This is a genomic window from Demequina sediminis, assembly GCF_039545075.1.
GTDB lineage: Bacteria > Actinomycetota > Actinomycetes > Actinomycetales > Demequinaceae > Demequina > Demequina sediminis.
In genome coordinates, this window is record NZ_BAABRR010000005.1 from 22364 (window position 1) to 45099 (window position 22736).

Annotated in this window: 25 protein-coding genes; 8 read left to right on the forward strand and 17 right to left on the reverse strand. The window is 70.8% G+C overall.

Features of this window, described 5'->3' with window-relative positions:
- Positions 1-8: 8 nt before the first annotated feature.
- The 5 genes from ABEA62_RS05645 to infC form a co-directional block, all read right to left on the reverse strand.
- Positions 9-1631 (reverse strand): GGDEF domain-containing protein, encoded by a 1623-nt coding sequence (locus ABEA62_RS05645; RefSeq protein WP_286216285.1) that lies wholly within the window; start codon positions 1629-1631, stop codon positions 9-11.
- 106 nt (positions 1632-1737) lie between these two features.
- The gene (locus ABEA62_RS05650; protein ID WP_286216286.1) at positions 1738-2577 is read right to left on the reverse strand and encodes a TrmH family RNA methyltransferase; all 840 of its coding nucleotides are present in this window, start codon (positions 2575-2577) and stop codon (positions 1738-1740) included.
- A gap of 11 nt (positions 2578-2588) precedes the next feature.
- On the reverse strand, positions 2589-2969 hold the full coding sequence (rplT, locus tag ABEA62_RS05655) for a 50S ribosomal protein L20 (protein WP_286216287.1): 381 nt from the start codon (positions 2967-2969) through the stop codon (positions 2589-2591).
- A 31-nt stretch (positions 2970-3000) separates the two neighbouring features.
- Entirely contained in the window at positions 3001-3195 is a 195-nt protein-coding gene (rpmI, locus tag ABEA62_RS05660; protein WP_062384610.1) for a 50S ribosomal protein L35, read from the reverse strand.
- 83 nt (positions 3196-3278) lie between these two features.
- Positions 3279-3977, reverse strand: coding sequence for a translation initiation factor IF-3 (gene infC / locus ABEA62_RS05665; protein ID WP_286216289.1), 699 nt, complete (start codon positions 3975-3977; stop codon positions 3279-3281).
- Positions 3978-4174: 197 nt separating this feature from the next.
- Between infC and ABEA62_RS05670 the strand changes: the two genes are divergently transcribed.
- The 5 genes from ABEA62_RS05670 to ABEA62_RS05690 are packed head-to-tail and all read left to right on the forward strand — an operon-like array spanning position 4175 to position 7394.
- Positions 4175-4570: a DUF1844 domain-containing protein gene (locus ABEA62_RS05670; protein WP_286216290.1), complete on the forward strand. Its 396-nt coding sequence runs from the start codon at positions 4175-4177 to the stop codon at positions 4568-4570.
- On the forward strand, positions 4570-5400 hold the full coding sequence (locus ABEA62_RS05675) for a hypothetical protein (protein ID WP_345379041.1): 831 nt from the start codon (positions 4570-4572) through the stop codon (positions 5398-5400). The genes ABEA62_RS05670 and ABEA62_RS05675 overlap by 1 nt, the downstream gene beginning before the upstream one ends.
- The gene (locus ABEA62_RS05680) at positions 5397-6152 is read left to right on the forward strand and encodes a S1 family peptidase (RefSeq protein ID WP_286216295.1); all 756 of its coding nucleotides are present in this window, start codon (positions 5397-5399) and stop codon (positions 6150-6152) included. Before ABEA62_RS05675 ends, ABEA62_RS05680 begins: the two co-directional genes overlap by 4 nt.
- Positions 6149-6688 carry a hypothetical protein gene (locus tag ABEA62_RS05685; protein ID WP_286216297.1) on the forward strand — a complete coding sequence of 180 codons (540 nt, stop codon included), beginning with the start codon at positions 6149-6151 and terminating at the stop codon, positions 6686-6688. The genes ABEA62_RS05680 and ABEA62_RS05685 overlap by 4 nt, the downstream gene beginning before the upstream one ends.
- A complete protein-coding gene (locus tag ABEA62_RS05690; protein ID WP_286216298.1) occupies positions 6681-7394 on the forward strand; it encodes a trypsin-like peptidase domain-containing protein in 714 nt (237 codons plus the stop codon). The genes ABEA62_RS05685 and ABEA62_RS05690 overlap by 8 nt, the downstream gene beginning before the upstream one ends.
- Positions 7395-7400: 6 nt before the next feature.
- Here the strand turns inward: ABEA62_RS05690 and ABEA62_RS05695 are convergent, their stop codons facing one another.
- From ABEA62_RS05695 to ABEA62_RS05730, 8 genes are all read right to left on the reverse strand, one after another.
- Positions 7401-8126, reverse strand: coding sequence for an SseB family protein (locus tag ABEA62_RS05695; protein ID WP_286216299.1), 726 nt, complete (start codon positions 8124-8126; stop codon positions 7401-7403).
- A 30-nt stretch (positions 8127-8156) separates the two neighbouring features.
- Positions 8157-8642 (reverse strand): hypothetical protein, encoded by a 486-nt coding sequence (locus ABEA62_RS05700; protein WP_286216300.1) that lies wholly within the window; start codon positions 8640-8642, stop codon positions 8157-8159.
- A 51-nt stretch (positions 8643-8693) separates the two neighbouring features.
- On the reverse strand, positions 8694-9431 hold the full coding sequence (gene priA, locus ABEA62_RS05705; RefSeq protein ID WP_345379046.1) for a bifunctional 1-(5-phosphoribosyl)-5-((5-phosphoribosylamino)methylideneamino)imidazole-4-carboxamide isomerase/phosphoribosylanthranilate isomerase PriA: 738 nt from the start codon (positions 9429-9431) through the stop codon (positions 8694-8696).
- 65 nt (positions 9432-9496) lie between these two features.
- Entirely contained in the window at positions 9497-10153 is a 657-nt protein-coding gene (gene hisH, locus ABEA62_RS05710) for an imidazole glycerol phosphate synthase subunit HisH (protein ID WP_286216301.1), read from the reverse strand.
- Positions 10150-10626 (reverse strand): hypothetical protein, encoded by a 477-nt coding sequence (locus ABEA62_RS05715; RefSeq protein ID WP_286216302.1) that lies wholly within the window; start codon positions 10624-10626, stop codon positions 10150-10152. Before ABEA62_RS05715 ends, hisH begins: the two co-directional genes overlap by 4 nt.
- The gene (hisB, locus tag ABEA62_RS05720) at positions 10623-11222 is read right to left on the reverse strand and encodes an imidazoleglycerol-phosphate dehydratase HisB (RefSeq protein WP_286216303.1); all 600 of its coding nucleotides are present in this window, start codon (positions 11220-11222) and stop codon (positions 10623-10625) included. Before hisB ends, ABEA62_RS05715 begins: the two co-directional genes overlap by 4 nt.
- Positions 11219-12313 carry a histidinol-phosphate transaminase gene (locus ABEA62_RS05725; RefSeq protein WP_345379049.1) on the reverse strand — a complete coding sequence of 365 codons (1095 nt, stop codon included), beginning with the start codon at positions 12311-12313 and terminating at the stop codon, positions 11219-11221. The genes hisB and ABEA62_RS05725 overlap by 4 nt, the downstream gene beginning before the upstream one ends.
- Positions 12314-12352: 39 nt before the next feature.
- Entirely contained in the window at positions 12353-13618 is a 1266-nt protein-coding gene (locus ABEA62_RS05730) for an Nramp family divalent metal transporter (protein ID WP_286216304.1), read from the reverse strand.
- 122 nt (positions 13619-13740) lie between these two features.
- Between ABEA62_RS05730 and ABEA62_RS05735 the strand changes: the two genes are divergently transcribed.
- A complete protein-coding gene (locus tag ABEA62_RS05735; protein WP_345379051.1) occupies positions 13741-15930 on the forward strand; it encodes a RecQ family ATP-dependent DNA helicase in 2190 nt (729 codons plus the stop codon).
- A 52-nt stretch (positions 15931-15982) separates the two neighbouring features.
- Here ABEA62_RS05735 and hisD read toward each other — a convergent pair whose 3' ends face one another.
- Positions 15983-17287 carry a histidinol dehydrogenase gene (gene hisD, locus ABEA62_RS05740; protein ID WP_345379052.1) on the reverse strand — a complete coding sequence of 435 codons (1305 nt, stop codon included), beginning with the start codon at positions 17285-17287 and terminating at the stop codon, positions 15983-15985.
- Positions 17288-17329: 42 nt separating this feature from the next.
- Here hisD and ABEA62_RS05745 point away from each other — a divergent pair, with 42 nt between their 5' ends.
- Positions 17330-17470 carry a hypothetical protein gene (locus ABEA62_RS05745; RefSeq protein ID WP_286216305.1) on the forward strand — a complete coding sequence of 47 codons (141 nt, stop codon included), beginning with the start codon at positions 17330-17332 and terminating at the stop codon, positions 17468-17470.
- A 13-nt stretch (positions 17471-17483) separates the two neighbouring features.
- On the opposite strand, the gene map is transcribed toward ABEA62_RS05745, so the two are convergent.
- Positions 17484-18269, reverse strand: a complete 786-nt coding sequence (map, locus tag ABEA62_RS05750) for a type I methionyl aminopeptidase (protein ID WP_345379053.1) — start codon at positions 18267-18269, stop codon at positions 17484-17486.
- 63 nt (positions 18270-18332) lie between these two features.
- Between map and ABEA62_RS05755 the strand changes: the two genes are divergently transcribed.
- Positions 18333-18626, forward strand: coding sequence for a helix-turn-helix domain-containing protein (locus ABEA62_RS05755; RefSeq protein WP_286216307.1), 294 nt, complete (start codon positions 18333-18335; stop codon positions 18624-18626).
- On the opposite strand, the gene ABEA62_RS05760 is transcribed toward ABEA62_RS05755, so the two are convergent.
- Both ABEA62_RS05760 and dnaE read right to left on the reverse strand, forming a co-directional pair.
- Positions 18609-19001, reverse strand: coding sequence for a DUF4260 domain-containing protein (locus ABEA62_RS05760; protein WP_286216310.1), 393 nt, complete (start codon positions 18999-19001; stop codon positions 18609-18611). The two genes, ABEA62_RS05755 and ABEA62_RS05760, sit on opposite strands and share 18 nt — an antisense overlap.
- A 147-nt stretch (positions 19002-19148) precedes the next feature.
- Complete coding sequence (gene dnaE / locus ABEA62_RS05765) at positions 19149-22691, reverse strand: DNA polymerase III subunit alpha (protein ID WP_286216312.1); 3543 nt, start codon at positions 22689-22691, stop codon at positions 19149-19151.
- Positions 22692-22736: the final 45 nt, after the last annotated feature.

Here is a 22736-nt window from a genome sequence, read left to right on the forward strand (position 1 = left end):
CGACGTCGTCAGTTGCCGGGGAGGATATCAGCAGGCTCGAGGTCCTGGGGGGCGCAGTCGGGCCCGTACGTGCGGCCCTTCTCGACACGCTTGCCCGCCATGAGCGCGGTGTCGGCGTCCGAGACCATCGCCTTGAGGTCGTATCCCGAGTCGGCGCTCGTGGTGAAGCCCGCGGTCACGCCCGCGAGCACGCCGCCGCGGTGCGCGCCAGCCACCGCACGGGCGGCATCGTCGCGCAGACGGCGCGCCACCTCGGCCGCCGAGGCCCGCGAGTCGAGACGCATCACGACCACGAACTCGTCCCCGCCGAGCCGCGCCGCGACATCGCGCACGCGAACCGAGTCGAGCAACACACGGCCGACAGCCTTGATGACGGCGTCGCCCGCCTCGTGGCCGAACGAGTCGTTCACGGACTTGAGGTTATCGAGGTCGAGTGCCAGTACGAGCACATCGGCGCCATCCTCCGCGCTCGTCGCGACCAGCGCGCGTCCCCGGCGCTGCAACTCGTAGCGGTTCGCGAGGCCCGTCAGGGCGTCGGTGCTCGCACGGTCGCGCATCACCCGCACGGGTCGCCACAGGCGCACGAGCAGCATCACCGAGGCGACCAGGACGAGGACCGACAGCGCGGTCATCACGTAGGTCCCGATCTGCGTGCGATAGAGCCCCGGGGTGAGGTCCTTCGCGCGCGCCTCGAGGTGGAGCTCCCAGTCCACTCCCGTGGCGGAGTCGAGCTGGCGCACGAGCCTGACGTGGTCGCCCTCGAGGACCGGCGCGCCGGGCGGCGGAGCGATCGAGGGCAGGCCGATCGCGCCGCCCTCGGGAACCTCGGTGGAGCCGCCGACGGCGTCGCGGAGCACATCGCGCCGGCCCGAAGGCGCCGCCACCACGCGTCCATCCGACGTCAGGATGAAGGCGCGCGCCTCGTCTCCAATCGGAATGTTGTCCAACAACAGCGCGAGACGGTCGATGTCGAGCTCGGCGCCCAGGACGGCCTCGATCTTGCCGTCAATGGCGATCGCCTCGACCGGCGACACGGCGACGTCACCGGTCCTCGCGGAGATGTAGGGCTCGGTCCACGCGACCGTCACGGACGTCATCGCCCGCTCGAACCAGGGGCGCTCGAGCAGGTCGTACTCCGAGGCCTCGGTGAGGGAGGACCGCACGTCAAGCGACGCGGTGAGCTGAGTGCGCGTGATGAGGGTGGGTGCGCCATCGATGCCCAGCACGATGTCGAGCCGCAGGAAGCCGGTGCGCTGCTCGACCAGCATGGTCATGGCGCCGTCGAGATGGCCCACGAAGAGCGCGGACACGCTGTTCTCGCGGCTCACGCGATCCGCGAGCATCCGCGTCAGCGCATCGGTGTTGGGCATGACGCCATCGCGCTCGATCTCTTGCACGACTCCCGTGACCGTGTCGGCCGCGTTGTCCACGAAGTTGCCCACGCGCTCGTTCATGAGTTCGCCGATGTACGAGTAGGTGTCCTCGGCCGCGTCACGGTTGCCGCGGTCGGCCACGATCGCCCCGATGACGGAGACGATGATCTGCGCCGCGAGGATCGTCACCACGGAGAGCGCTACAAGGCGCATGCCGCGCGAACGCGACAAGTGCAGCCTCAGGCGACGAATCTTCATGTCCACCATTGTCCAGGGACATTCGGTGGTTCTCGAATCCCCGGTGGGTGGGGTTCGTCACACCCGCGAAGCCTCGTTGCGAGCCACGCCCGGTGGGGCGTCGCGCCTAGGCGCGCTGCGCCGCGGCGGACGCGTAGAGGCACACGGCGGCAGCGGTGCCCAGGTTGAGGCTCTCGGCGCTGCCGTAGATGGGAATGCGCACCACAGCATCGGCGAGCGAGAGCTCCTCGGGTGTGAGGCCCCAGGCCTCGTTGCCGAACACCCACGCCGTGGGCCCCGCCAGGGAGGCCGGATCGGCGGCGCCGTCCTCGCCCAGGACGTCGTCACCCGAGCCGTCGGCGGCAAGCACCGTGAGGCCAGCGCGCTGCAGCGCGGTCACCGCGTCCGCGAGCGGCGCCCGCGCGACGGGAACGTGGAAGAGGCTGCCCGCGCTCGCGCGGACGACCTTGGGATTCGTGGGATCGACCGAGTCTCCCGCCAACACCACGGCGTCCGCACCCGCGGCATCCGCGACGCGAATCGCGGTGCCGGCGTTGCCCGGATCACGCACGTTGGACAGCACCGCGACCAGGCGGGGGCCCGCCGCAAGGACGTCGTCCAGCGAGGTGCCCGTCGAGTCGACGACGGCGACCACACCCTGGGCGTCGCCACTCATCGCCGCGAGCACCTCGACGGTGCCGAGGTGCACGTACAGTCCGGCGGCCAGCGCCTCGCTCACGATGTCACCGTGGCGGGCGGCCGCCTCGTCGCTCAGGTAGACGTCGCGCACGCGGGGCGCGGCATGGCGCACCGCCTCACGAACGGACTGGGGGCCCTCCACCAGGAGGACGCCCGCACGCGAACGCGCGGAACGCCCCGCCAGGGCCGCGACTCTCTTGACCCGTTCCGCCTTCGCATTCGCGAGCGTCACGGTGAGGTCTGCAGGCCCGACGGGGCGTTCCGACATGGGGCGTGTCCTTACGCGGCGGGCGCGTTGACGTCGGCCGGGAGGGCCTTCTTGGCCGCCTCGACCAGGGTCGCGAACGCGGCCTCGTCGTTCACCGCGAGCTCGGCGAGCATGCGGCGGTCCACCTCGATGCCAGCGGCCTTGAGGCCCTGGATGAAGCGGTTGTAGGTGAGGCCGTGCGCACGAGACGCAGCGTTGATGCGCTGGATCCAGAGCTTGCGGAAGTCACCCTTGCGCTTGCGGCGGTCGTTGTAGCTGTAGACGAGCGAGTGAGTGACCTGCTCCTTCGCCTTCCGGTACAGGCGCGAACGCTGGCCGCGGTAGCCCGCGGCGCGCTCGAGGGTAGTCCGGCGCTTCTTCTGGGCGTTGACCGCCCGCTTGACGCGTGCCATTTCTAGGTCTCCTTAAGACGTGGGGGCGGGCTTACTTGCCCAGCAGCTTCTTGATCTTCTTCGAGTCGGCGTCCGACAGGATCGCGTCGACGGCAACGCGACGCTTGCGCGACGAGTGCTTCTCCTCGAACTTGTGCACGTTCATCGCGTGAGCGTGCTTCACCTTGCCGGTACCCGTGAGCTTGAAGCGCTTCTTGGCACCCGAGTGGGTCTTGTTCTTGGGCATTGCTGCCTCTCCTTACGTGGTCTGGCCGTACCCGGTGGGGCACGGCACGTGTCACGGGCGACTGGCGCCCGAAGCCTGGGGTCCTACTCGGCTGCCTGCTCGGTGTCCGTCTCGACCTCGGCCTCGGGGGCCTCGGACTCGTCGGCACGCTTGGGCGCCTTGCGCTCGTCGCGCGACGCGGCCGCAGCCGCCTTGCGCTCCTCACGCACCTTGCGCTGCTCCTCCATGGCCTCCGCCTTCTTCTTCAGCGGGCCAAGGACGAGCGACATGTTGCGCCCCTCCTGGTTCGGAGCGTTCTCGACGACGCCAAACTCCTCGACCTCCGCGGCCAGCTTCATCAGCAGGCGACGGCCCATCTCGGGGCGCGACTGCTCGCGGCCACGGAACATGATCGTGATCTTGACCTTGTCGCCGCCCTTAAGGAAGCGCACCACGTGACCCTTCTTGGTCTCGTAGTCGTGCTCGTCGATCTTGAGACGGAAACGCATCTCCTTGATCTCGGTGTTGGCCTGATTGCGCCGGGACTCACGCGCCTTGACGGCCGCCTCGTACTTGAACTTTCCGTAGTCCATGAGCTTGACCACGGGAGGGCGCGAATCCGGCGCCACCTCGACCAGGTCGAGCTCGGCGTCCTGCGCCAGACGGAGGGCATCCTCGATACGGACGATGCCAACCTGCTCGCCCTTCGGCCCGACAAGGCGGACCTCGGGAACACGGATGCGCTCGTTGATGCGCGGCTCGTTGATAGCGGCTCCTTCTGTTGCGTGATGCGACCGCCGCACAAGCACCACCCCAGAAACGAGGAAAGGCCCCTGCCCGAATGCGAGCAGAGGCCACCGAGGCACCGGCGCCCGGCCGCACGAGTGCGACGAACGCCGAAACCGAGACCCTGGTCCTTGGCGGTCCGAGGGTGGGAGGTGGACTCCACTTGCGCGTTGCGGCACGTGCCACAACCGGTCGATGCACCAGAATAGCAAGCATGAGCGCGAATGACCAGGAAGCACGTCCCGAGTCCCCCGGCGAGTTCCCCACGCCCCCTCCCCGAGGAGACGATGCGGGGGCCGCCCGCGACCTTGCCGACGTCAGTGCGGTGGAACTTATCACGACGGTGAGCGTTCATCTTCTGAGTGCCGCCGCGCTGCGGTGCGGCCTGGCAGAGGAGGGTGACGAGTACACCGACCTCGACGAGGCGCGCACGATCATCACCGCTCTCGCGGGGCTGGTCACGGCCGCCGCGCCCGACCTTGGCGACACTCATGCCCGCGCCCTGAGGGACGGGCTGCGGAGCGTACAGTTGGCATTCCGGGAGGCCTCGGCCGTCCCGGATCGGCCCGGAGACGGGCCCGGCGAGAAGTTCACGGGGGCGGTCACGTAGTGGCATCTGGGGAGGACAAGGACGCGCGCGGCGCCACTCACGGCGACCTCGCCACCGACGCGAGCGCGCGCGACGCCGTGCCGCGCAGTCGGTCACTCTTCCCCCCCGTCTCGACCCCCGCATCGTCCCCTCGCGAGGACGCCCGTGCCGCGGATCCCACGCACCGCGACATCACCGACACCGACGAGTTCGAGGCGGTCTCTGACGCCGCCGTTCCGGTCGACGAGGCTCACCGCTATGGCGAGGACGACGACGCCGACCCCGTGGTCGACGTCGCGGACCCCGACGACGTCGAGCCCGAAGCGGTCCACCATCGACCGCGCTCCGCGGGGCTCATCGTCACCGTCGCGATCATGACGGCGCTGCTGATTGCGGCCGCGGCGTTCGTCGCCTACCTGTGGCGCGTGTCCGAGGCGTGGGAGCTGCGCGTCGCCGAGCTCACGCAGATCGGATACGACCTGGGCGAGCAGCTCGCGGGGGAGCGCGCCGCGCTCGCCGAGGCGAATCAGCAGATCGATCTCCTCGACGACCAGCTCACGGCCTCCAAGGACACCGTCCTGAGGCTGCAGGCGCAGAACGCGCAATGGGGCGACGACGCCGCGTACGCGCAGGAGCAGATCCTCGCACTCGAGGAGCTCACGGTCGAGGCGTCGTCGGTGGCGAACTCCCTCAGTCGGTGCATCGAGGGTCACGAGCAGCTCGTCACCTACCTGCAGACGCCCGACGACTACGAGCCCGAGGAGCTTGAGAGCTTCCGTGCGAGCGTCGACGAGCTCTGCACCGCCGCGACGGACGCTCACCTCGACTTCCAGCAGTCGGTGGCCCCGTGAGGCGCACGCGTCAAGCGACCGTTGCCGCGGCCGTCGCCGCGGCTCTCGCGCTCGCCGGGTGCGCGTACGTTCCCGCCGAGCCCGGCGAGCTGCCCTCCGACTTCGTCCCGTCCCCGACCGCCTCCCCTGGGGACGGACCGGGCGCGCTCTCCCCCGACGGCTTCACCGCGGCGCAGCGCATGACGGTGCGCGTGCGCAACGTGGGGTGCGGCTTCATCTCCACCGGCACGGGATTCGCGCTCGACGCCCACACGCTCGTGACCAACCGCCACGTGGTCACCAACTCGAAGCTCATCACCGTGACCACGTACGACGGACGCACCATCACGGCAACCGCGGCGGCCGCGACCACGGTCGCCGACATCGCGATCATCACGACCGAGGAGTCGCTGGGCAACGCCTTCGCGCGACGGGCCCAGGAGGACCCCGCCGAGGGCGACGTCATCACGGTGGTCGGCTACCCGAACGGCGGGCGCCTCACCACGACGACCGGAGTGGTCCTGGGTCCGACCACGGATCCGCTCGGCGGCGCGGTCGGCACGGTCTTCGCCACCAGCGCGAGCGTCGAGCAGGGCTCCTCCGGATCGCCCGTCCTGGACGAGTCCGGCGACGTGGTGGGCGTGATCTACGCGAAGAACTTCTCGAATCAGAGCTTCATCGTGCCCGTGTCGACCCTCAACACCCTGCTGGAGGAGAACGCCTTGCTCGTGCCCGAGACCCCCTGCTCGAACACGCCCATGGGCCTCACGTGAGCGACCCGGTCGCCCCCTGGGCGCCCGAGCCGGTTCCCGCCGAACCACCGCTCCCGTCCGCGGTCGCCCCTTCCCGGGCGCGCTCGCGCCGCGGCCTCACGGTCGCCCTGGTCCTTAGCCTGGTCGGCGTCGTCGGTCTCGCGGTCGCGCTGACGATGCTCGCGCTCGCGCGGTCCTCGTGGGAGGCGCAGAATGCGCAGCTGCGCGAGCGCGTCGAGGCCCTGACCGACGAGGCGAGCGTGCTGAACGCCCGGGTCGCCGAGCTCGAGGAGGCAAGCGCTCAACTCGCGACCCTCAAGGAGGAGTACTCGGCGGCGGTCAACCAGGGAGCCCAGGGCACCGAGTCCGTCGTCGAGCTCGAGTCGATCGTCGACGGGTACCAGGAGTGCGTCACCGCGCAGACCGAGCACTTCGAGGTGCTGCGCTACGCGGACCGCTACGTCGCGTCGAGCATCGTCGAGTCGGAGGCCTCGATCCTCGACTTCTGCACCGAGGTCTCCGCCGCCTACGTGGAGTTCCGGGCCCGCAATGACTGAGCGACGCACCGCGGCGACCCTCGCGCTGGCGTGTGCGGCCGCCGTGACGGTGCTGGCCGCGTGCGTGCCTCTGTCGCCCCCGCCGTACGCGACGCCCTCGCCGGTGCGGGCCACCCCCATGGCCGATGCGGGCAACGGCTTCTCTCACGCCGAGCGTCTCTCGCTGCGGGTCTGGGCGACGACGTGCACGTCGTATCGCAACGGCAGCGCGTGGATGCTCGACGAGACGCACGCGGTCACCAATCGGCACGTGGTCGAGGGAGCCTCGGTGATCGAGCTGACCGACTACAGGGGCACCGAGTATCACGGGACCACCGCGGCGTACTCGGACGAGGACGACCTCGCGATCGTCACGATCGACGGCGCGTTCCCCGAGGCGGCAACGATCGCGGAGGAGGCGCCCGAGATCGGTGAGGCGTTGACGGTCACGGGCTACGCGCTCGGGGGCCCTCTCGAGGCGCTCACCGGGCCGTATGTCGCGCTGCGGGAGAACGACCTCGATCCCGAGGGAGCGCACGTGTACTACATCGAGGTCGAGGCACGCGAGGGCAACTCGGGGTCGCCGGTCACCACCACCGACGGCGAGGTCGTCGGCGTGGTCTTCTCCTCCGACGGCGAGGAGTTCGCCGGCGCCGTCACTCTCGAGCGGTTGCGCGCCTTCCTCGACGCCGACGACGACCGTGTCCCGGTCGACGGGACCTGCTGACGGCGCCTACGCCTGGGCGAGCCTCAGCTCGACGCTGTCGATACGCTGCGCGACCACGCTCGACTGCGCGAGCTGGTGTTGGACGCGCTCGACCACGGCGTCGAGCTCGGGTCGCGTGAGCCCCTCGACCAGCCGCAACACGATCGCGACCTCGGCTCCCCTGCCCGGCACGGCATCGACCGCGCGGAGCGACTCGTCTACCTCGACGGCCTCGGTGATCGCCTCCCTGATGTCAAGCGCCACGGCACCATCGACGATCGCCGGACGCCACGGCTCGCCCTGACCCAGGGCCCAGACCGCCGGTCGCGGGATGAGGACCGTCTCCATGCCGGGGTTGAGCACGAGCGCGCTCCACCCCTCGGCGACGGCGGCGAGAGCGGCGCGCGGCCCCTCCGCGGGAATGGGACGGGCGTGCTCGCTCCATGCCTTCATCGCGTCGACGTCGGTGAAGACGGGCAGCGCGGTGCGCCCGTCGGGCATCTCGACCGCGACGACTCCCGTCGACGCGACCTCGTCCTGCTCGAGGCCGTGACGGCCCACATGACGCTGCTCGCCCGAGGCCACCACGGGAATCAGCACGCGCGCATACGCGAGCGCATCGACCACGTCCGCGAGCGACGTATGCCCGTGCGAGAACTTGATGAGCGCCTGCGCGAGGCGCGCGTCGGCGCTGCCGTCATCGTCGGAGAAGATCGACTCGGGGATCTCCTTGAGGGGCTCGTCCTCGCTCATGACACCAGAGTAGGCCCGCCCTCCGACGGTTCAGGTCCCGGCGAGCCGGTCAAGCTCCGCGATCACGCCGTCGGGCGTCGCGAGCAGCCCGTCCTCGCCCTCGACGCGGGCCCACCGACACCCGTACGCGTCGATGACGATGCGCGTGAGCTCCTCACCCGTGGCGAGGGTGAGCACGTACTCGGGACCCAGCTCCATGGTGCACGGCGACATGAGATCGGCCGGAGCGAGCGCGTCAACCAGGACACGCACCGCCTCGAGGTCCTCGATGGGCGCCGGTCCGTCCGCGAGCGTCCACTCCTCGCCCAGCGTGTACACGCACAGCCAGGCGGCGTCGAACTCGCGGATCTCGGGGGCGCGCGCGGCCGCGGTCGCGTCGCCGCGCGCCGGAGCGAGCGTCTCCGCGCAGGCCGGGGCCGCCACCCGCGCGGTCGGATCCGCGCCACCCGCATCGTCCGCGGGAGCGCACGCCGACATCAACGCGACCACCGCCGCCATCCTCACCGCAGCGCGCATCGTTCCTCCCTCACTGCCAGAGTAGACGCGCGCCGCCACGCGGGGGTGGTCCTACGGACGTCCCGCGACGTCGAGCGCCTGCGGAAGCGTGAAGTTGCCGTTGTAGAGGGCCTTGCCCACGATCGCGCCCTCGATGCCGGCGGGCGTGAGCGTGCGCAGCGCGGCGATGTCCTCGAGAGAGCTGATGCCGCCCGACGCCACCACCGGCGCGGACGTGGCCTCGCAGACCTGGCGCAGCAGGTCGAGGTTGGGACCGGAGAGCATGCCGTCCTTCTTCACGTCGGTCACGACGTAGCGCGCACAGCCCGCCGCGTCGAGGCGAGCGAGCACCTCCCACAGGTCCCCGCCGTCCTGGGTCCAGCCGCGTGCCGCCAGGGTCGTGCCGCGCACGTCGAGTCCCACCGCGATGCGGTCGCCGTGACGGTCGATCGCCGATGCCGTCCACTCGGGGTTCTCCAGCGCGGCCGTGCCCAGGTTGACCCGCGCGCAGCCGGTCGCGAGCGCGCGCTCGAGCGACTCGTCGTCGCGGATCCCTCCGCTCATCTCGACCTTGACGTCCACCGCCTTGACCACGGCGGCGAGCAGGTCGGCGTTCGAGCGACGACCGAAGGCCGCGTCGAGGTCCACCAGGTGGATCCACTCCGCGCCGCCCGTGACCCAGTCGAGCGCGGCGGCCAGCGGGTCGCCGTAGCCGGTCTCCGACCCTGCCTCACCCTGCGTGAGACGCACGGCCTGGCCGTCGGCGACGTCGACGGCGGGCAGGAGCTCGAGGCGGGGGGTCTGGGTCATCGGGGATCCTCTCGATTGGGACGGAGACGGCGGCGCCAAGTCTCCCACAGGCCCGGCGGCGCCCTCTACAGCGAGAGCACCCAGTTGCGCAGGAGCGCGAGCCCGGCTTCGCCCGACTTCTCGGGGTGGAACTGCGTCGCGCTCAGCGGCCCGTTCTCGACGGCGGCCACGAAGCGGTCCTCGCCCTCGCCGGTCCCCGCGGTCGACCACGTGACGCGCGGCGCGGTGAGGCGCCCGGTGTCCTCGGTGGTGCCGAGCGGGAACTCGCGCGCGCCGTACGAGTGGACAAAGTAGAAGCGCTCGTCCTCGACGCCGGCGAACAGCGTCGAGCCGGATGCCGCCTCGACGTGCGCCCACCCCATGTTGGGCACCACCGGCGTCTGCAGGAGCTCCACCGTGCCGGGCCACTGGTCGAGGCCCTCGGACTCGACGCCGTGCTCGACGCCGCGCTCGAACATCACCTGCATGCCTACGCAGATCCCCAGCACGGGACGGCCGCCGGCGAGGCGGCGGCCCACGATCTGGTCGCCGCGCACCGCGCGCAGTCCCTCCATCACCGCGGCGAACGCACCCACGCCGGGCACGACCAGGCCGTCGGCGCTCTCCGCCGCGGCGCGATCCGCGGTGAGGGTGACGTCGGCACCGACGTGCTCGAGGGCACGGACCGCCGAGCGCACGTTGCCGAACCCGTAGTCGAGGACGGTGACGGTAGGGGTGCTCACGCCTGGTTCCTCCTCAGCGCCTTGGCCTCCTTGAGGAGCTCGCGGTAGGCCGCGAACCTGCTCATCTTCGTCGAGTGCACCTTGTCGGCGTGCGTCGAGGCCACGTCGTCGATGCTCTGCGCGCCCGTGAGCAGCGTCGTCACGACGCCGGGAGCGTCCGCGAGCGCGAGGCCGGCGGGCAGGTCACGCACCGCGACGCCGCCCTTCCACACCTCGACCTTGGCCTGTCCGTCCCTGGTCACGGCGAGCAGGAACTCGGCCTGCTTGACGAATCCCGACACCGTGCGCGTCGCGGAGTTCACCGCCGCCGGGCTCGCGTCCTCGAACACCGCGAGGGGTCCGCCGCTGGTCTCGAGCACGCGCCCACGCACCTTGTTGAGCGCCAAGAGCGCGGTGAGGAAGCGCGCGCTGGGGATGGGCGTGAGGAGCAGCGCGACGTCAGGTGAGGACGATGCCGGGGTGCCTTCCGTCACAGGGCGCCCTTGGTCGAGGGGATGCCCTGGACGCGGTCGTCGGTGGCGACGGCGGCGCGCAGCGCACGCGCGAGTGCCTTGAACTGCGCCTCCACGATGTGGTGAGGGTCGCGACCCGCGAGCACCCGCATGTGGACGCAGATGCCGGCGTGGTGCGCGATCGACTCGAGCGCGTGGCCGGTGAGCGAGCCGGCGAAGTTGCCGCCGATCAGGTGAGTGGCCTGGCCGATCGGCTCGCCGGTGTGGACAAAGTAGGGGCGTCCGGAGACGTCCACCACGCACTGCGCGAGGGCCTCGTCGAGAGGCACGAGCGCGTCGCCGAACCGCGAGATGCCCGCCTTGTCACCCAACGCCTGGCGCAGCGCCTCGCCGATGCAGATCGCGACGTCCTCCACGGTGTGGTGCGAGTCGATGTGGATGTCACCCGTCGCGCGGACGGTGAGGTCCATGAGCGAGTGCTTGCCCAGCGCCGTGAGCATGTGGTCGTAGAACGGCACTCCCGTGCTGATCTCCGTGCGTCCCGATCCATCCAGATCGAGCTCGACAAGCACCGACGACTCACTCGTGGTGCGCTCGATACGTCCCGTGCGGCTCATGCCGTGACCTCCAGCAGCGCGCTGCGGAACAGCGCCATCTCCTGCGGCGTGCCGATCGACACGCGCAGCCAACCCTCGGGCCCCGTCACGCGGATCAGCACACCGCGCGCGAGCAGGCCCTGGAATACCCTCTCACGATCCTCGAACGGGCCGAACAGCGCGAAGTTCGCGTCGGTGTCGGCCACCGTGTATCCCTGGTCGCGCAGCCAGGCGACGGTATCGTCGCGCTCGGCGCGGATCTCGTCGACCTGCGCCTGCAGGTCGCGGTGGTGCGCGAGAGCCGCCCTGGCGGTCGCCTGCGTGACGGCGCTCAGGTGGTACGGCAGGCGCACGACGCGCAGCGCATCGATGACCTCCTCGTGCGCGGCGAGGTAGCCCAGCCGGCCCCCCGCGAGCGCGAAGGCCTTCGACATCGTGCGGCTGACGGCGAGGTGAGGGTGCGCGGGGATGAGAGAGGCGGCGCTCGGCACGCCGCGCCGGCGGAACTCCGCGTACGCCTCGTCGATCACGACAAGGCACCCGCCGGGCACGTCGGCGGCCGCCGCGAGGAGCGCCTCGACGTGCACGAGCGGCAGCGCCGTGCCGGTGGGGTTGTTGGGGCTGGCGACAATCACCATGACGGGAGCCACGTCGCGGATGGCGGCCGTCGCGGCGTCGATGTCGAGCGTGAAGTCGGCGCGGCGCGGGAGCGTCACGAAGTCGGTGAGCGTGTCCCTCGCGTACTCGGGGTACATCGAATACGTGGGGGCGAAGCTCAGCACCTTGCGCCCTGGCCCACCGAAGGCCTGGTGGAGGTGAAGCATGACCTCGTTCGAGCCGTTCGCGGCCCAGATGTTGCGCGGCTCGAGGAAGTCGACATGACTCTCGGCGGCCAGGTAGGCCGCGAGGTCCCCGCGCAGCAGCAGGAAGTCGCGGTCGGGATAGCGGTTGAGACCCTCGGCCGCCTTGCGCACGGCCGCGGCGATGGCGTCCACCACGGCGTCCGGCGGCGCATAGGGGTTCTCGTTGACGTTGAGGCGCGCGGTCACGTCCAGTTGGGGCGCACCATACGGCTCGAGCCCGGCCAGTTCGGGGCGGATCGGCAGAGTCATGGGGAGATTCTAGTGAGACGCGCCGGAGCGTCCGCGACGCTACACCTGTCCCGAGAAGGTCAGCGCGAGCAGCGCGATGTTGAGCGCCACGATCAGTGCGACCACGGTCCATGCCACGACCTGCGTGGGGCGCGAGTTGACGTGCTCCCCCATCACCGTGCGGTCCGAGGTCAGCCGCACGAGCGGGATCACCGCGAACGGGATGCCGATGCTCAGCACGACCTGCGAGATCACCAGCGCCCACGTCGGGTTTGCGCCCGCACCGAGGATGACGAGCGCGGGGATGAGCGTGATCGACCGGCGGATCCACACCGGAATGCGCCGATGCAGCAGACCTCCCATGATGGCGGCGCCCGCGTAGCAGCCCACCGAGGTCGAGGCGAGTCCCGAGGCGAGCAGGCCCACCGCGAAGGCGGCGGCGATCACGGGTCCGAGCGCCGACTCGATCGCGCCGTGCGCCCCCTCGATCGAGTCCGTGCCTCCCACTCCCCTGAGGCTTCCGGCGGCGAGCAGCAGCATCGCGATGTTGACCGACCCCGCGATGACGAGCGAGAGCGCGACGTCCCACTTCGTGACGTGGAGCAAGTGGCGCAGGCGCGGCGCGTCGTGACCCGCGCCGTGACGGTCGCGCGACAGCGAGCTGTGCAGATAGATCACGTGCGGCATGACGGTCGCGCCCAGCATCGACGCCGCGAGCAGGACAGTTCCGGGGCCGTCGAATCGCGGCACGAGGCCGCCCGCGGCCTCGCCCCACTGCGTGTCGGAGACCACCAACCCGGCCACGAACCCGATCGCGATGACGGCGAGCAGGCCCATGATGACGAACTCGAACGGCCGCTGACCGCGCCGCGACTGCACCGCGAGCAGCCCGAGCGAGACGAGTCCCACGATGAGGCCGCCGAGCACGAGCGGGACGTCGAACAGCAGGTAGAGCGCGAGCGCGCCGCCGATCACCTCGGCGAGATCGGTCATGGCCGCGACCACCTCGGCCTGTCCCCAGTACGCCAGGCGCCCCCGCGTGCGCAGCCGGCCGCGCAGCAGCTCGGGCATGCTCTGGCCGGTCACCAGCCCCAGCTTCGCGGACGTGTACTGAATGAGCACGGCCATGAGGTTCGACACCACGAGGACCCAGACCAGGAGATAGCCGTGCTCGGCCCCGGCCGTCAGGTTCGCGGCGACGTTGCCGGGGTCGACGTACGCGACGGCCGCCACGAACGCCGGTCCGAGCAGGGTGACGATGCGCCGGAAGGGTCCGCGGGCGCGCTCGGCCCGTTCGCGGTCGACCTCCACCAACGCGTTTGCCATCGCTCGTCCCCTTCCACGGCGCGGCGAGGGCGCCGCGCCGACAGAAAGTTAGGGTAGCCGAACTTTTCCGTCGACGGCGCCTCGTGCGCGGCGGTGTCGGACCGCCCACCTACCATCGCCGGATGGACTCCACCCCGGCATCGTCCCCCACCTCACTCCGCCACGAGGCGGAGGAGGCCCTGCGCGCGCTCGTGGGCCGGGGCGACGCCCGGCTGCGCGACGACCAATGGACCGCGATCTCCGCTCTCGTCGAGCGGCGGGCCCGCGCGCTCGTGGTGCAGCGCACCGGCTGGGGGAAGTCCGCGGTGTACTTCGTCGCGACCGCTCTCCTCCGGGCGCGCGGGGCCGGTCCCACCGTGATCGTGTCGCCGCTGCTCGCGCTCATGCGCGATCAGATCGGCGCCGCCTCGCGGGCCGGGATCCGCGCGGCCACGGTCAACTCCGCGAACGTCACCGAATGGGAGGCGGTCCACGCCGGGATCGCGGCGGGAGAGGTCGACGTGCTGCTGTGCTCGCCCGAGCGCCTCAACAACCCGCGCTTCCGCGACGAGGTCCTGCCCCGCCTCGCGGCCGATGCGGGACTCGTGGTGATCGACGAGGCTCACTGCATCTCGGACTGGGGACACGACTTCCGTCCCGACTATCGGCGCATCAGGACGCTGCTCGCCGATCTCCCGCCCGGCATTCCCGTGCTCGCGACCACCGCCACCGCGAACGAGCGCGTCACCGCGGACGTCGCGGAGCAGCTCGGGGTGACGAGCGGAGCGCCGGGAGAGGTGCTGGTCCTGCGCGGCGCGCTGGACCGGGAGTCGCTCCACCTGGCGGTGGTCCCGTTGCCCGATCCCGCGACGCGGGTCGCGTGGCTCGCGCGTGCGCTGCGCGACATCGAGGGCTCCGGCATCGTGTACTGCCTCACGGTGTCGGCGGCGGAGGAGGTCGCGCAGCAGCTGCGTGCCGCGGGGCTCGAGGTCGGGGCGTACACCGGCCGCACCGACCCCGCCGAGCGCGAGCGCCTCGAGGAGGACCTCAAGGACAACCGCGTCAAGGCGCTCATCGCGACCTCGGCGCTCGGCATGGGCTTCGACAAGCCGGACCTGGGTTTCGTGGTGCATCTGGGGGCGCCCGCGTCCCCCATCGCGTACTACCAGCAGGTGGGTCGCGCGGGACGAGGCGTCGACCGCGCGCTGGTCGCGCTCTTGCCGGGCCCGGAGGACCGCGCGATCTGGGAGTGGTTCGGCGCGCAGTCCTTTCCCGACGAGACCCGGGTGCGCGCCGCGCTCGACGCGCTGAGCGTCGACACCCCGACCTCGGTCGCATCGCTCGAGACCGCGGTCGACCTCAAGCGCGGCCGGCTCGAGTCGATGCTCAAGGTGCTCGACGTCGACGGCGCGGTGCGCCGCGTCGAACGCGGGTGGGTCGCGACGGGCGCCGCGTGGGAGTACGACGCCGAGCGCTATCGCAGGGTCGCCGCGACGCGCGTCGCGGAACAGGAGGCGATGATCGCGTACGAGCGCACCACGGATTGCCGTATGGCCTTCCTGCGCCGGGCGCTCGATGATCCCGACCTCGCCGAGGGCTGGCGCTGCGGACGATGCGACACGTGCGGAGGCGTGTCGCTCCCCGACGCGCCCGACGCCGCCGCGATCGAGTCCGCACGCTCCGACCTCGACCGCGTGGGCGTCGAGATCATGCCCAGGCCCCAGTGGCCGTCGGGGCTCGACGCTCTGGGCCTCGACCTGCGCGGACGGATTCCCGCGGGAGAGATGGCGGAGACCGGCAGGGCCGTCGCTCGACTCGACGGGCTGGGCTGGTCGGGGCCGCTGCGCGAGCTCTTCGCCGCGGTGGACGAGGACGGATCACCGTGGGACGGCGAGACGCCGGCGCCGCTGCGCACCGCCGCGGTGCGCGCCCTCACCGACTGGGATGAGCTGTGGGGCGACGACGACGGCGAGCGCCGCCCGCGCGTGGACGGCGTGATCGCGGTGCGCTCGACCACGCGGCCGCGGCTGGTCGAGCACCTCGCCGGCGGCCTCGCGGGGTGGTTGGGCGTGCCGCTCGTGGGCACGGTCGGCCCCGTGCCGGGCAGGGAGGAGCCGGACCGTCACGACGTCAACTCCGCGATTCGCCTCGCGGGGGTCGCGCGCCGGCTGGCGCTCGAGCTCTCGCCCGCGGCCGCCCACGGGCTCGCGGGACGCGCGGTGCTGATCGTCGACGACGCCACGGACTCGGGCTGGACACTCACGGTCGCGGCGCGGCTCGTGAGGCGCGCCGGGGCAGGCGCAGTCCACCCCTTCGTGCTCGCGGTGCGCTAGGCCGAGACCGCCGCGGCCGTCGCCGTCGCCGCTACCGCCGTGCGGCCGCGACTCAGCGCTCGAGCCGCGCCCTGATCGCCTCGCCGTGCGCGGGGAGATCCTCGGCGTTTGCGAGGGCCACGACCTTCTCGCCCACCTGAGCCAGGGCATCGGCGCTGTAGTCGATGTAGGAAACCGCCTTGAGGAAGGCGGTCACGCCGAGCCCGGACGCGAAGCGCGCCGTGCCACCGGTCGGGAGCACGTGGTTCGATCCCGCGAGGTAGTCACCCAGCGGCACCGGCGAGTGCTCGCCTACAAACACCGCGCCCGCGTTGCGGATGCGCGCGGCCACGTCGCGAGCGTCAGCGGTGTGAATCTCGAGGTGCTCGGCGCCATAGGCGTCGGCGACGGCGACCGACTGATCGATGCCCGACGTCAGGATGATCGCGCTCTGGCGACCCGTGAGCGCCTCCTTGGTCCGCGCCAGGTGCGTCGTCGCGTCGACCAGAGCACCGAGCTCGCGCTCGACGGCATCGGCGAGGTCGACGGAGTCCGTGATGAGGACGGAGCCGGCCATGGGGTCGTGCTCGGCCTGGCTCAGCAGGTCGGCCGCGACAAAGCGCGGGGTTGCCGTGGAGTCGGCGATGACCGCGATCTCGGTGGGACCCGCCTCGGAGTCGATGCCCACGAGCCCGTTGACCGCACGCTTGGCCGCGGCCACGTACACGTTGCCTGGCCCGGTGATGACGTCCACCGGATCGCACAGATCGTCGACCCCGTGCGCGAGCATCGCGACCGCCTGGGCGCCACCCACCGCGTAGACCTCGGTCACGCCCAGGAGTGCGCACGCGGCGAGGATCGTGGGGTGTGGCAGCCCGCCGAATGCGCGCTGCGGGGGGCTCGTCACCGCGATCGAGGGAACCCCGGCCGCCTGCGCGGTGACCACGTTCATGACGACCGAGCTCGGGTAGACGGCGAGGCCGCCCGGCACGTACAGGCCCACGCGGCCCACGGGCACCCAGCGCTGGGACACGATCGCGCCGGGGGCGAGCTCGACGTCGACCGGCGGCGGCACGGTCGCGCGGTGGAAGCGACCCACCCGGTCGATCGCCTCCTCGAGCGCGTCACGCACCGCGGGGTCGAGGCCCTCGAGGGCGCGCGCGATCTCCTCCTCAGGGACGCGCAGATGTGCGGGCGCGACGCCGTCGAAGCGCTCCCCGAGTTCGCGGAGGGCCGCCTCGCCGCGCACCCGCACGTCCTCGATGATGGGCTCGACGACGGCAAGGGCGTCGCCCACGTTGATGTCGGCGCGGGGCACCACCGCGAGCAGCTCGCGCGCGGTGAGCTCCCGCTCACGCAGATCGATCCTGGTCAGCACGGAGACCACTCTAGTGCGGCGCGGTCGTGCGACCATGGCGTCATGGAGTGCGTCGAGTGGGAGGAACGGGCCCGCGCGCAGTCGCCCGCGGCGGCCGTGCGCGCGCGGCGCTCACGTCGCGTGCTGCTGGCGGCGGTCGCGGCCGCCGCGGTCATCGCCGCTGCGGTCCTGTCCGCGATGTAGCGCGCGGCGGGACTCACCCGTCAGCGGCCGGTCCGCGCAGCGTCAGCACCTCCGCGCCCTCCTCGGTGATGGCAATGGTGTGCTCGCTGTGAGCCGTGCGGCATCCGGTCGCGCTACGCAGGGTCCACCCGTCCGCGTCCGTCACGAGCATGGCGGTGTCCAGCATCGCCCACGGCTCCAGCGCGAGCAGCAAGCCGGGACGCAGGAGATAGCCGCGGCCGGGCCGCCCGGTGTTGGCGATGTGCGGATCCTGGTGCATCGTCGACCCGAGCCCGTGACCCCCGAACTCGGTGTTGATCGGGTAGCCGGAGCCGGCCAGCACCGCACCGATCGCGTGCGCGATGTCGCCCACCCGCGCGCCTGGCCGGGCCGCGGCGATTCCCGCGGCGAGCGCGCGCTCGGTCGCGTCGATGAGTGCCGCATCCTCCGCGGATCCCCGACCCCCCACGAGGAAGCTCACCGCGGAGTCCGCCACGATCCCGTCGAGAGAGACGGCGAGGTCGAGCGTGAGGAGGTCGCCCCCCCTGAGCACGACGGCGGACGGCCGACCATGCAGCACGGCGTCGTTCACGGAGGTGCAGATGGAGTGGCCGAAGGGCCCCCGCCCGAAGGACGGCGCGTAGTCGACGTAGCACGACTCCGCCCCCGCGGCCTCGATCATCTGCTTGGCCCACGCGTCGATGTCGAGCAGCGTGACTCCCGGCTCCACGCGCCGCCTCAGCGTCTCGAGGATGCGCGCGACGAGCGCGCCGGTCGCGCGCGCACGGTCGATCTCGCGAGGTGTGAGGATCTCGATCATGCGTCGCCCCTTCGGAGTCCAATAACTATCCCGGCCATAGTATCCCGGTATTAGTATTGGGTCATGGTGCGCCTTCCCCTCACCCCCGACGAGATCGAGCGCGGGCAGCGGCTGGGCTCGCTGTTGCGCACGGCACGGGGCGAACGGCCGATGCTGATGGTCGCCCTGGAGGCGCGGGTGTCGCCCGAGACGCTGCGCAAGATCGAGTCAGGACGGGTCGCGACCCCCGCCTTCCCCACCGTCGCGGCGATCGCGCAGGTGCTGGGGCTCTCGCTCGACGAGGTGTGGGCGCAGATCAACGGCGCGACCGGCGCGGAGGATCCCCGCGCGGGCGCCTCGTCACTTGTCGCGGGCTGAGGCGCGTCCGATCCACCCCAGGTGGGTGTGCTGGAAGTCGTCGTCGTGCTTGAGCCCATAGCCAAGCGCGCGGTCCACGCCCACGTGGAAGAGCCACGCTGCCGCCACGACGAGCACGGGCGTCTGCGAGCCGGGCGCGCCCCACGCCCCGATCGCGATGGCCCACCCCGCCAGCGCGGCCGGGCCCCAGTACGAGTGGACCAGGTTGTAGACGAACGCGCCCTCGCGCGGATCGCGCAGATAGCCGAGTGCGCTCAGGTCGAACGCCAAGAAGAGCGCGAGGGGCCACCACCACGCCCCGAGCGCGGCCGCCCCGATCAGCGCGAGCACGGCACATGCGGCGCCCTCGAGGCGCTGCCAGCGGACGGGGTTCATGCGAGCACCCTAGGCCGCGGCGACCGTCAGCGTCCCATGCGGCGCGCAGAGTTCGCGAAAGCGACAACCAGCGTCCCATAGCGCGCCGCCGCGGTGGGAGGGGTGACGATGGGGGCGCGGAGTGGGGGGTGCGGGGGCGGGGCCGCCCTACGCACCCGCGAGGCAGCTGGGACCCAGCGCGGCCTTGAGATCCCCGTACAGCGCCGACGAGCGCGACACGCGGAACTCGTCACCCAGGCGCATCACGAGCGGCTTGTCGGGGCCCGTGAGCACCATGCGCACCTCGATGGATCCCGGATGAGAGCGCAGGATCCCCTTGACCTGCTCGACCAGCGGCGGCGTCACGCGCGCCGCGGGCACCGTGATCGCCACGGGCGACGTGTCCTGCACGTTGAGGTTGGGGATCTTGACGTCGACCGCGGAGAACTGGAGTCCCCCGTCGCCGCGTTCGCGGCAGCGCACCTTGATCGCGAGCACCGCATCCTCGGCCAGGTCGCGCGCGAAGGTGTCGTAGACCTTGGCGAAGAACGACACCTCCGTCTCGCCCGTCATGTCCTCAAGGGTCACGATCGCGTAGGGGTTGCCCGACTTCGCAATGCGCCGATCGACGCGCGTCACGAGACCAGCGAGCACGATCTGTGAGCCCTCCGCGACGCCGTGCGCCGGGGTGGCGGACAGCACCTGGTGAGTCGCCTCGGAGCGAATCACGTGATCGAGTCCCGACAGCGGGTGGTCCGAGACGTAGAGGCCGAGCATGTCCCGCTCGAGGTTGAGCTTGGTCTTCTTGTCCCACTCATCGAGCGTGGGCACCTCGACGGTCACTCCCCCGCCCAGGTCCTCGACGTCGGCGAACAGGTCGAACTGTCCGGTGGCCTCCTGGCGCTTGACGCCGATCACGGAGTCGATCGCCTGCTCATGCACCGCGTTGAGCGAGCGGCGCGAGTAGCCCATCGAGTCGAAGGCACCCGCCTTGATGAGCGAGTCGATGGTGCGCTTGTTGCAGACCGTGGCGGGCACCTTGTCGAGGAAGTCGGCGAACGACGTGAAGGCACCCTTCTCGGTGCGCGCCTGCACGATCCCGGCGACCACGTTCGCGCCCACGTTGCGCACCGCGGTGAGCCCGAAGCGGATATCGGTGCCGACCGCGGAGAACGTGCCCTTGGACTCGTTGACGTCGGGCGGCAGCACTGTGATGCCCATGCGGCGACACTCGGCGAGGTAGAGCGCGGACTTGTCCTTGTCCGTGCCGACCGAGGTGAGGAGCGCCGCCATGAACTCGGTCGGATAGTGCGCCTTGAGATACGCGGTCCAGAAGGACAGCACGCCGTAGGCGGCGGTGTGGGCCTTGTTGAACGCGTAGTCGGCGAACGGGAGCAGCGTGTCCCACAGCGCCTTGATGGCCGCGTCGGAGTACCCGTTGGCCTTCATGCCGGCCTCGAAGGGCTCGAACTCCTTGTCGAGGATCTCCTTCTTCTTCTTGCCCATCGCGCGACGCAACAGGTCGGCCGCACCCAGCGTGTAGTTGGCGACGATCTGCGCGATGCGCTGCACCTGCTCCTGGTACACGATCAGGCCGTAGGTGATCCCCAGGACCTCCTTGAGCGGCTCGTCGAGCTCGGGGTGGATGGGCTCGATCGGCTGGCGCCCGTTCTTGCGCTCCGCGTAGTTGGTGTGCGAGTTCATGCCCATCGGGCCGGGGCGGTACAGCGCCAGAACGGCGGAGATGTCCTCGAACGTGTCGGGCTTCATCTGGCGGAGCAGCTGACGCATCGCGGTGCCGTCCAACTGGAACACGCCGAGCGTGTCGCCACGCCCCAGCAGCTCGAACGCGCCCTCGTCGGCGAGCGGGAGGTCCTCGAGGACCAGCGGCTCCTTGCCGTTGTCGACGATGTTCTCGAGCGCGTCGTCGAGGATCGTGAGGTTGCGCAGACCCAGGAAGTCCATCTTGACCAGCCCCAGCGTCTCGCACGTGGGGTAGTCGAACTGCGTGATGACGGCGCCGTCCTGCTCGCGGCGCATGATCGGGATGATGTCGATGAGCGGGTCGCTCGACATGATGACGCCCGCCGCGTGAACGCCCCACTGGCGCTTGAGTCCCTCGAGCCCCTGCGCGAGGTCAAAGACCTGCTGCGCGTCGGGGTCGGCCTCGAGCACCGCGCGGAAGTCCTGGCCCTCGTGATGGCGAGGGTGAGCCGGATCCGTGACGCCGATCAGCGGCATGTCCTTGCCCATGATCGCCTCGGGATAGGCCTTGGTGAGCTGCTCTCCCAGCGAATAGGGCTTGCCGAGCACGCGCGTCGAGTCCTTGAGCGCCTGCTTGGCCTTGATCGTGCCGTACGTGACGATCATCGACACGCGATCCTGGCCGTACTTGTCGGTCACGTACTGGATGACCTCGCCGCGCCTGCGCTCGTCGAAGTCCACATCGAAGTCGGGCTTGGACTCGCGCTCGGGGTTGAGGAAGCGCTCGAAGTAGAGCTGGTGCTCGAGGGGGTCGATGTCCGTGATCTTCATCGCGTACGCGGCCATCGATCCGGCGCCGGAACCACGCCCCGGCCCCACGCGGATGCCGTTGTCCTTCGCCCACTGGATGAAGTCGGCGACCACCAGGAAGTACCCGGGATAGCCCTTGTCCGCGATGACCTCGATCTCGAAGTTCGCGCGCTCCTGGACGTCCGACGGGATGTGCTCTCCGTAGCGCTCGTGCAGTCCCGCCTGCACCTCCTTGACGAACCACGAGTGCTCGTCCTCCCCGGGCGGGCACGCGAAGACCGGCATGTAGTCGGCCTTGGTGTTGAACTCGACCTCGCACTGCTCGGCGATCGCCAGCGTGTTGGTGAGCGCCTCGGGGTAGTCGCCCCACAGCCGCCACATCTCCTCGGCAGACTTCACGTAGTAGCCGTCACCGGAGAAGGCGAAGCGCTTGCCGCCCTGGTCGTACGTGGGTTCGCTCAGCGTCGAGCCCGACTGCACGCACAGCAGCGCCTCATGCGCCGTCGCGTCCTCCTTCTTGGTGTAGTGGAGGTCGTTGGTCGCGACCAGGGGCGCACCGATCGCCTTCGAGATCCGCAGCAGGTCCTCGAACACGCGCTTCTCGATGTCGAGGCCGTGATCCATGAGCTCGACGTAGTACGCGTCCTTGCCGAAGATGTCCTGGAACTCGGCCGCGGCCCGCAGCGCCTCGTCGTACTGCCCCAGCCGCAGTCGCGTCTGCACCTCTCCCGACGGGCAGCCCGTGGTCGCGATGATGCCCTTCGAGAAGCGCTGCAGCAGGTCGCGGTCCATGCGCGCCTTGTAGAAGTGCCCCTCGAGCGACGCATACGACGCGAGCCGGAACAGGTTGTGCATGCCCGCCGTGTCGCGCGCCCACATGGTCGCGTGGGTGTACGCGCCGCCCGCGCTGACGTCGTCGTTTTCCTGGCCGCGCTCGCCCCATCGCACGCGCGTGCGGTCGCCGCGCGCGGTTCCCGGCGTGAGGTAGGCCTCGAGGCCGATGATCGGCTTGATGCCCGACTGCTGGGCCTTCGACCAGAACTCGTACGCGCCGAAGAGATAGCCGTGGTCGGTGGTCGCCATGGCGGGCTGGCCGAGGCGCTCGGCCTCCTTGAACAGGTCGCCGATCTTCGCCGCACCGTCCAGCATCGAGTACTCGGTATGGACGTGAAGGTGGACGAACTCCTGGACGGGCATGGTGACGATTCTAGGAGCCGCCGCAGACATCGAGGGGACGATGCC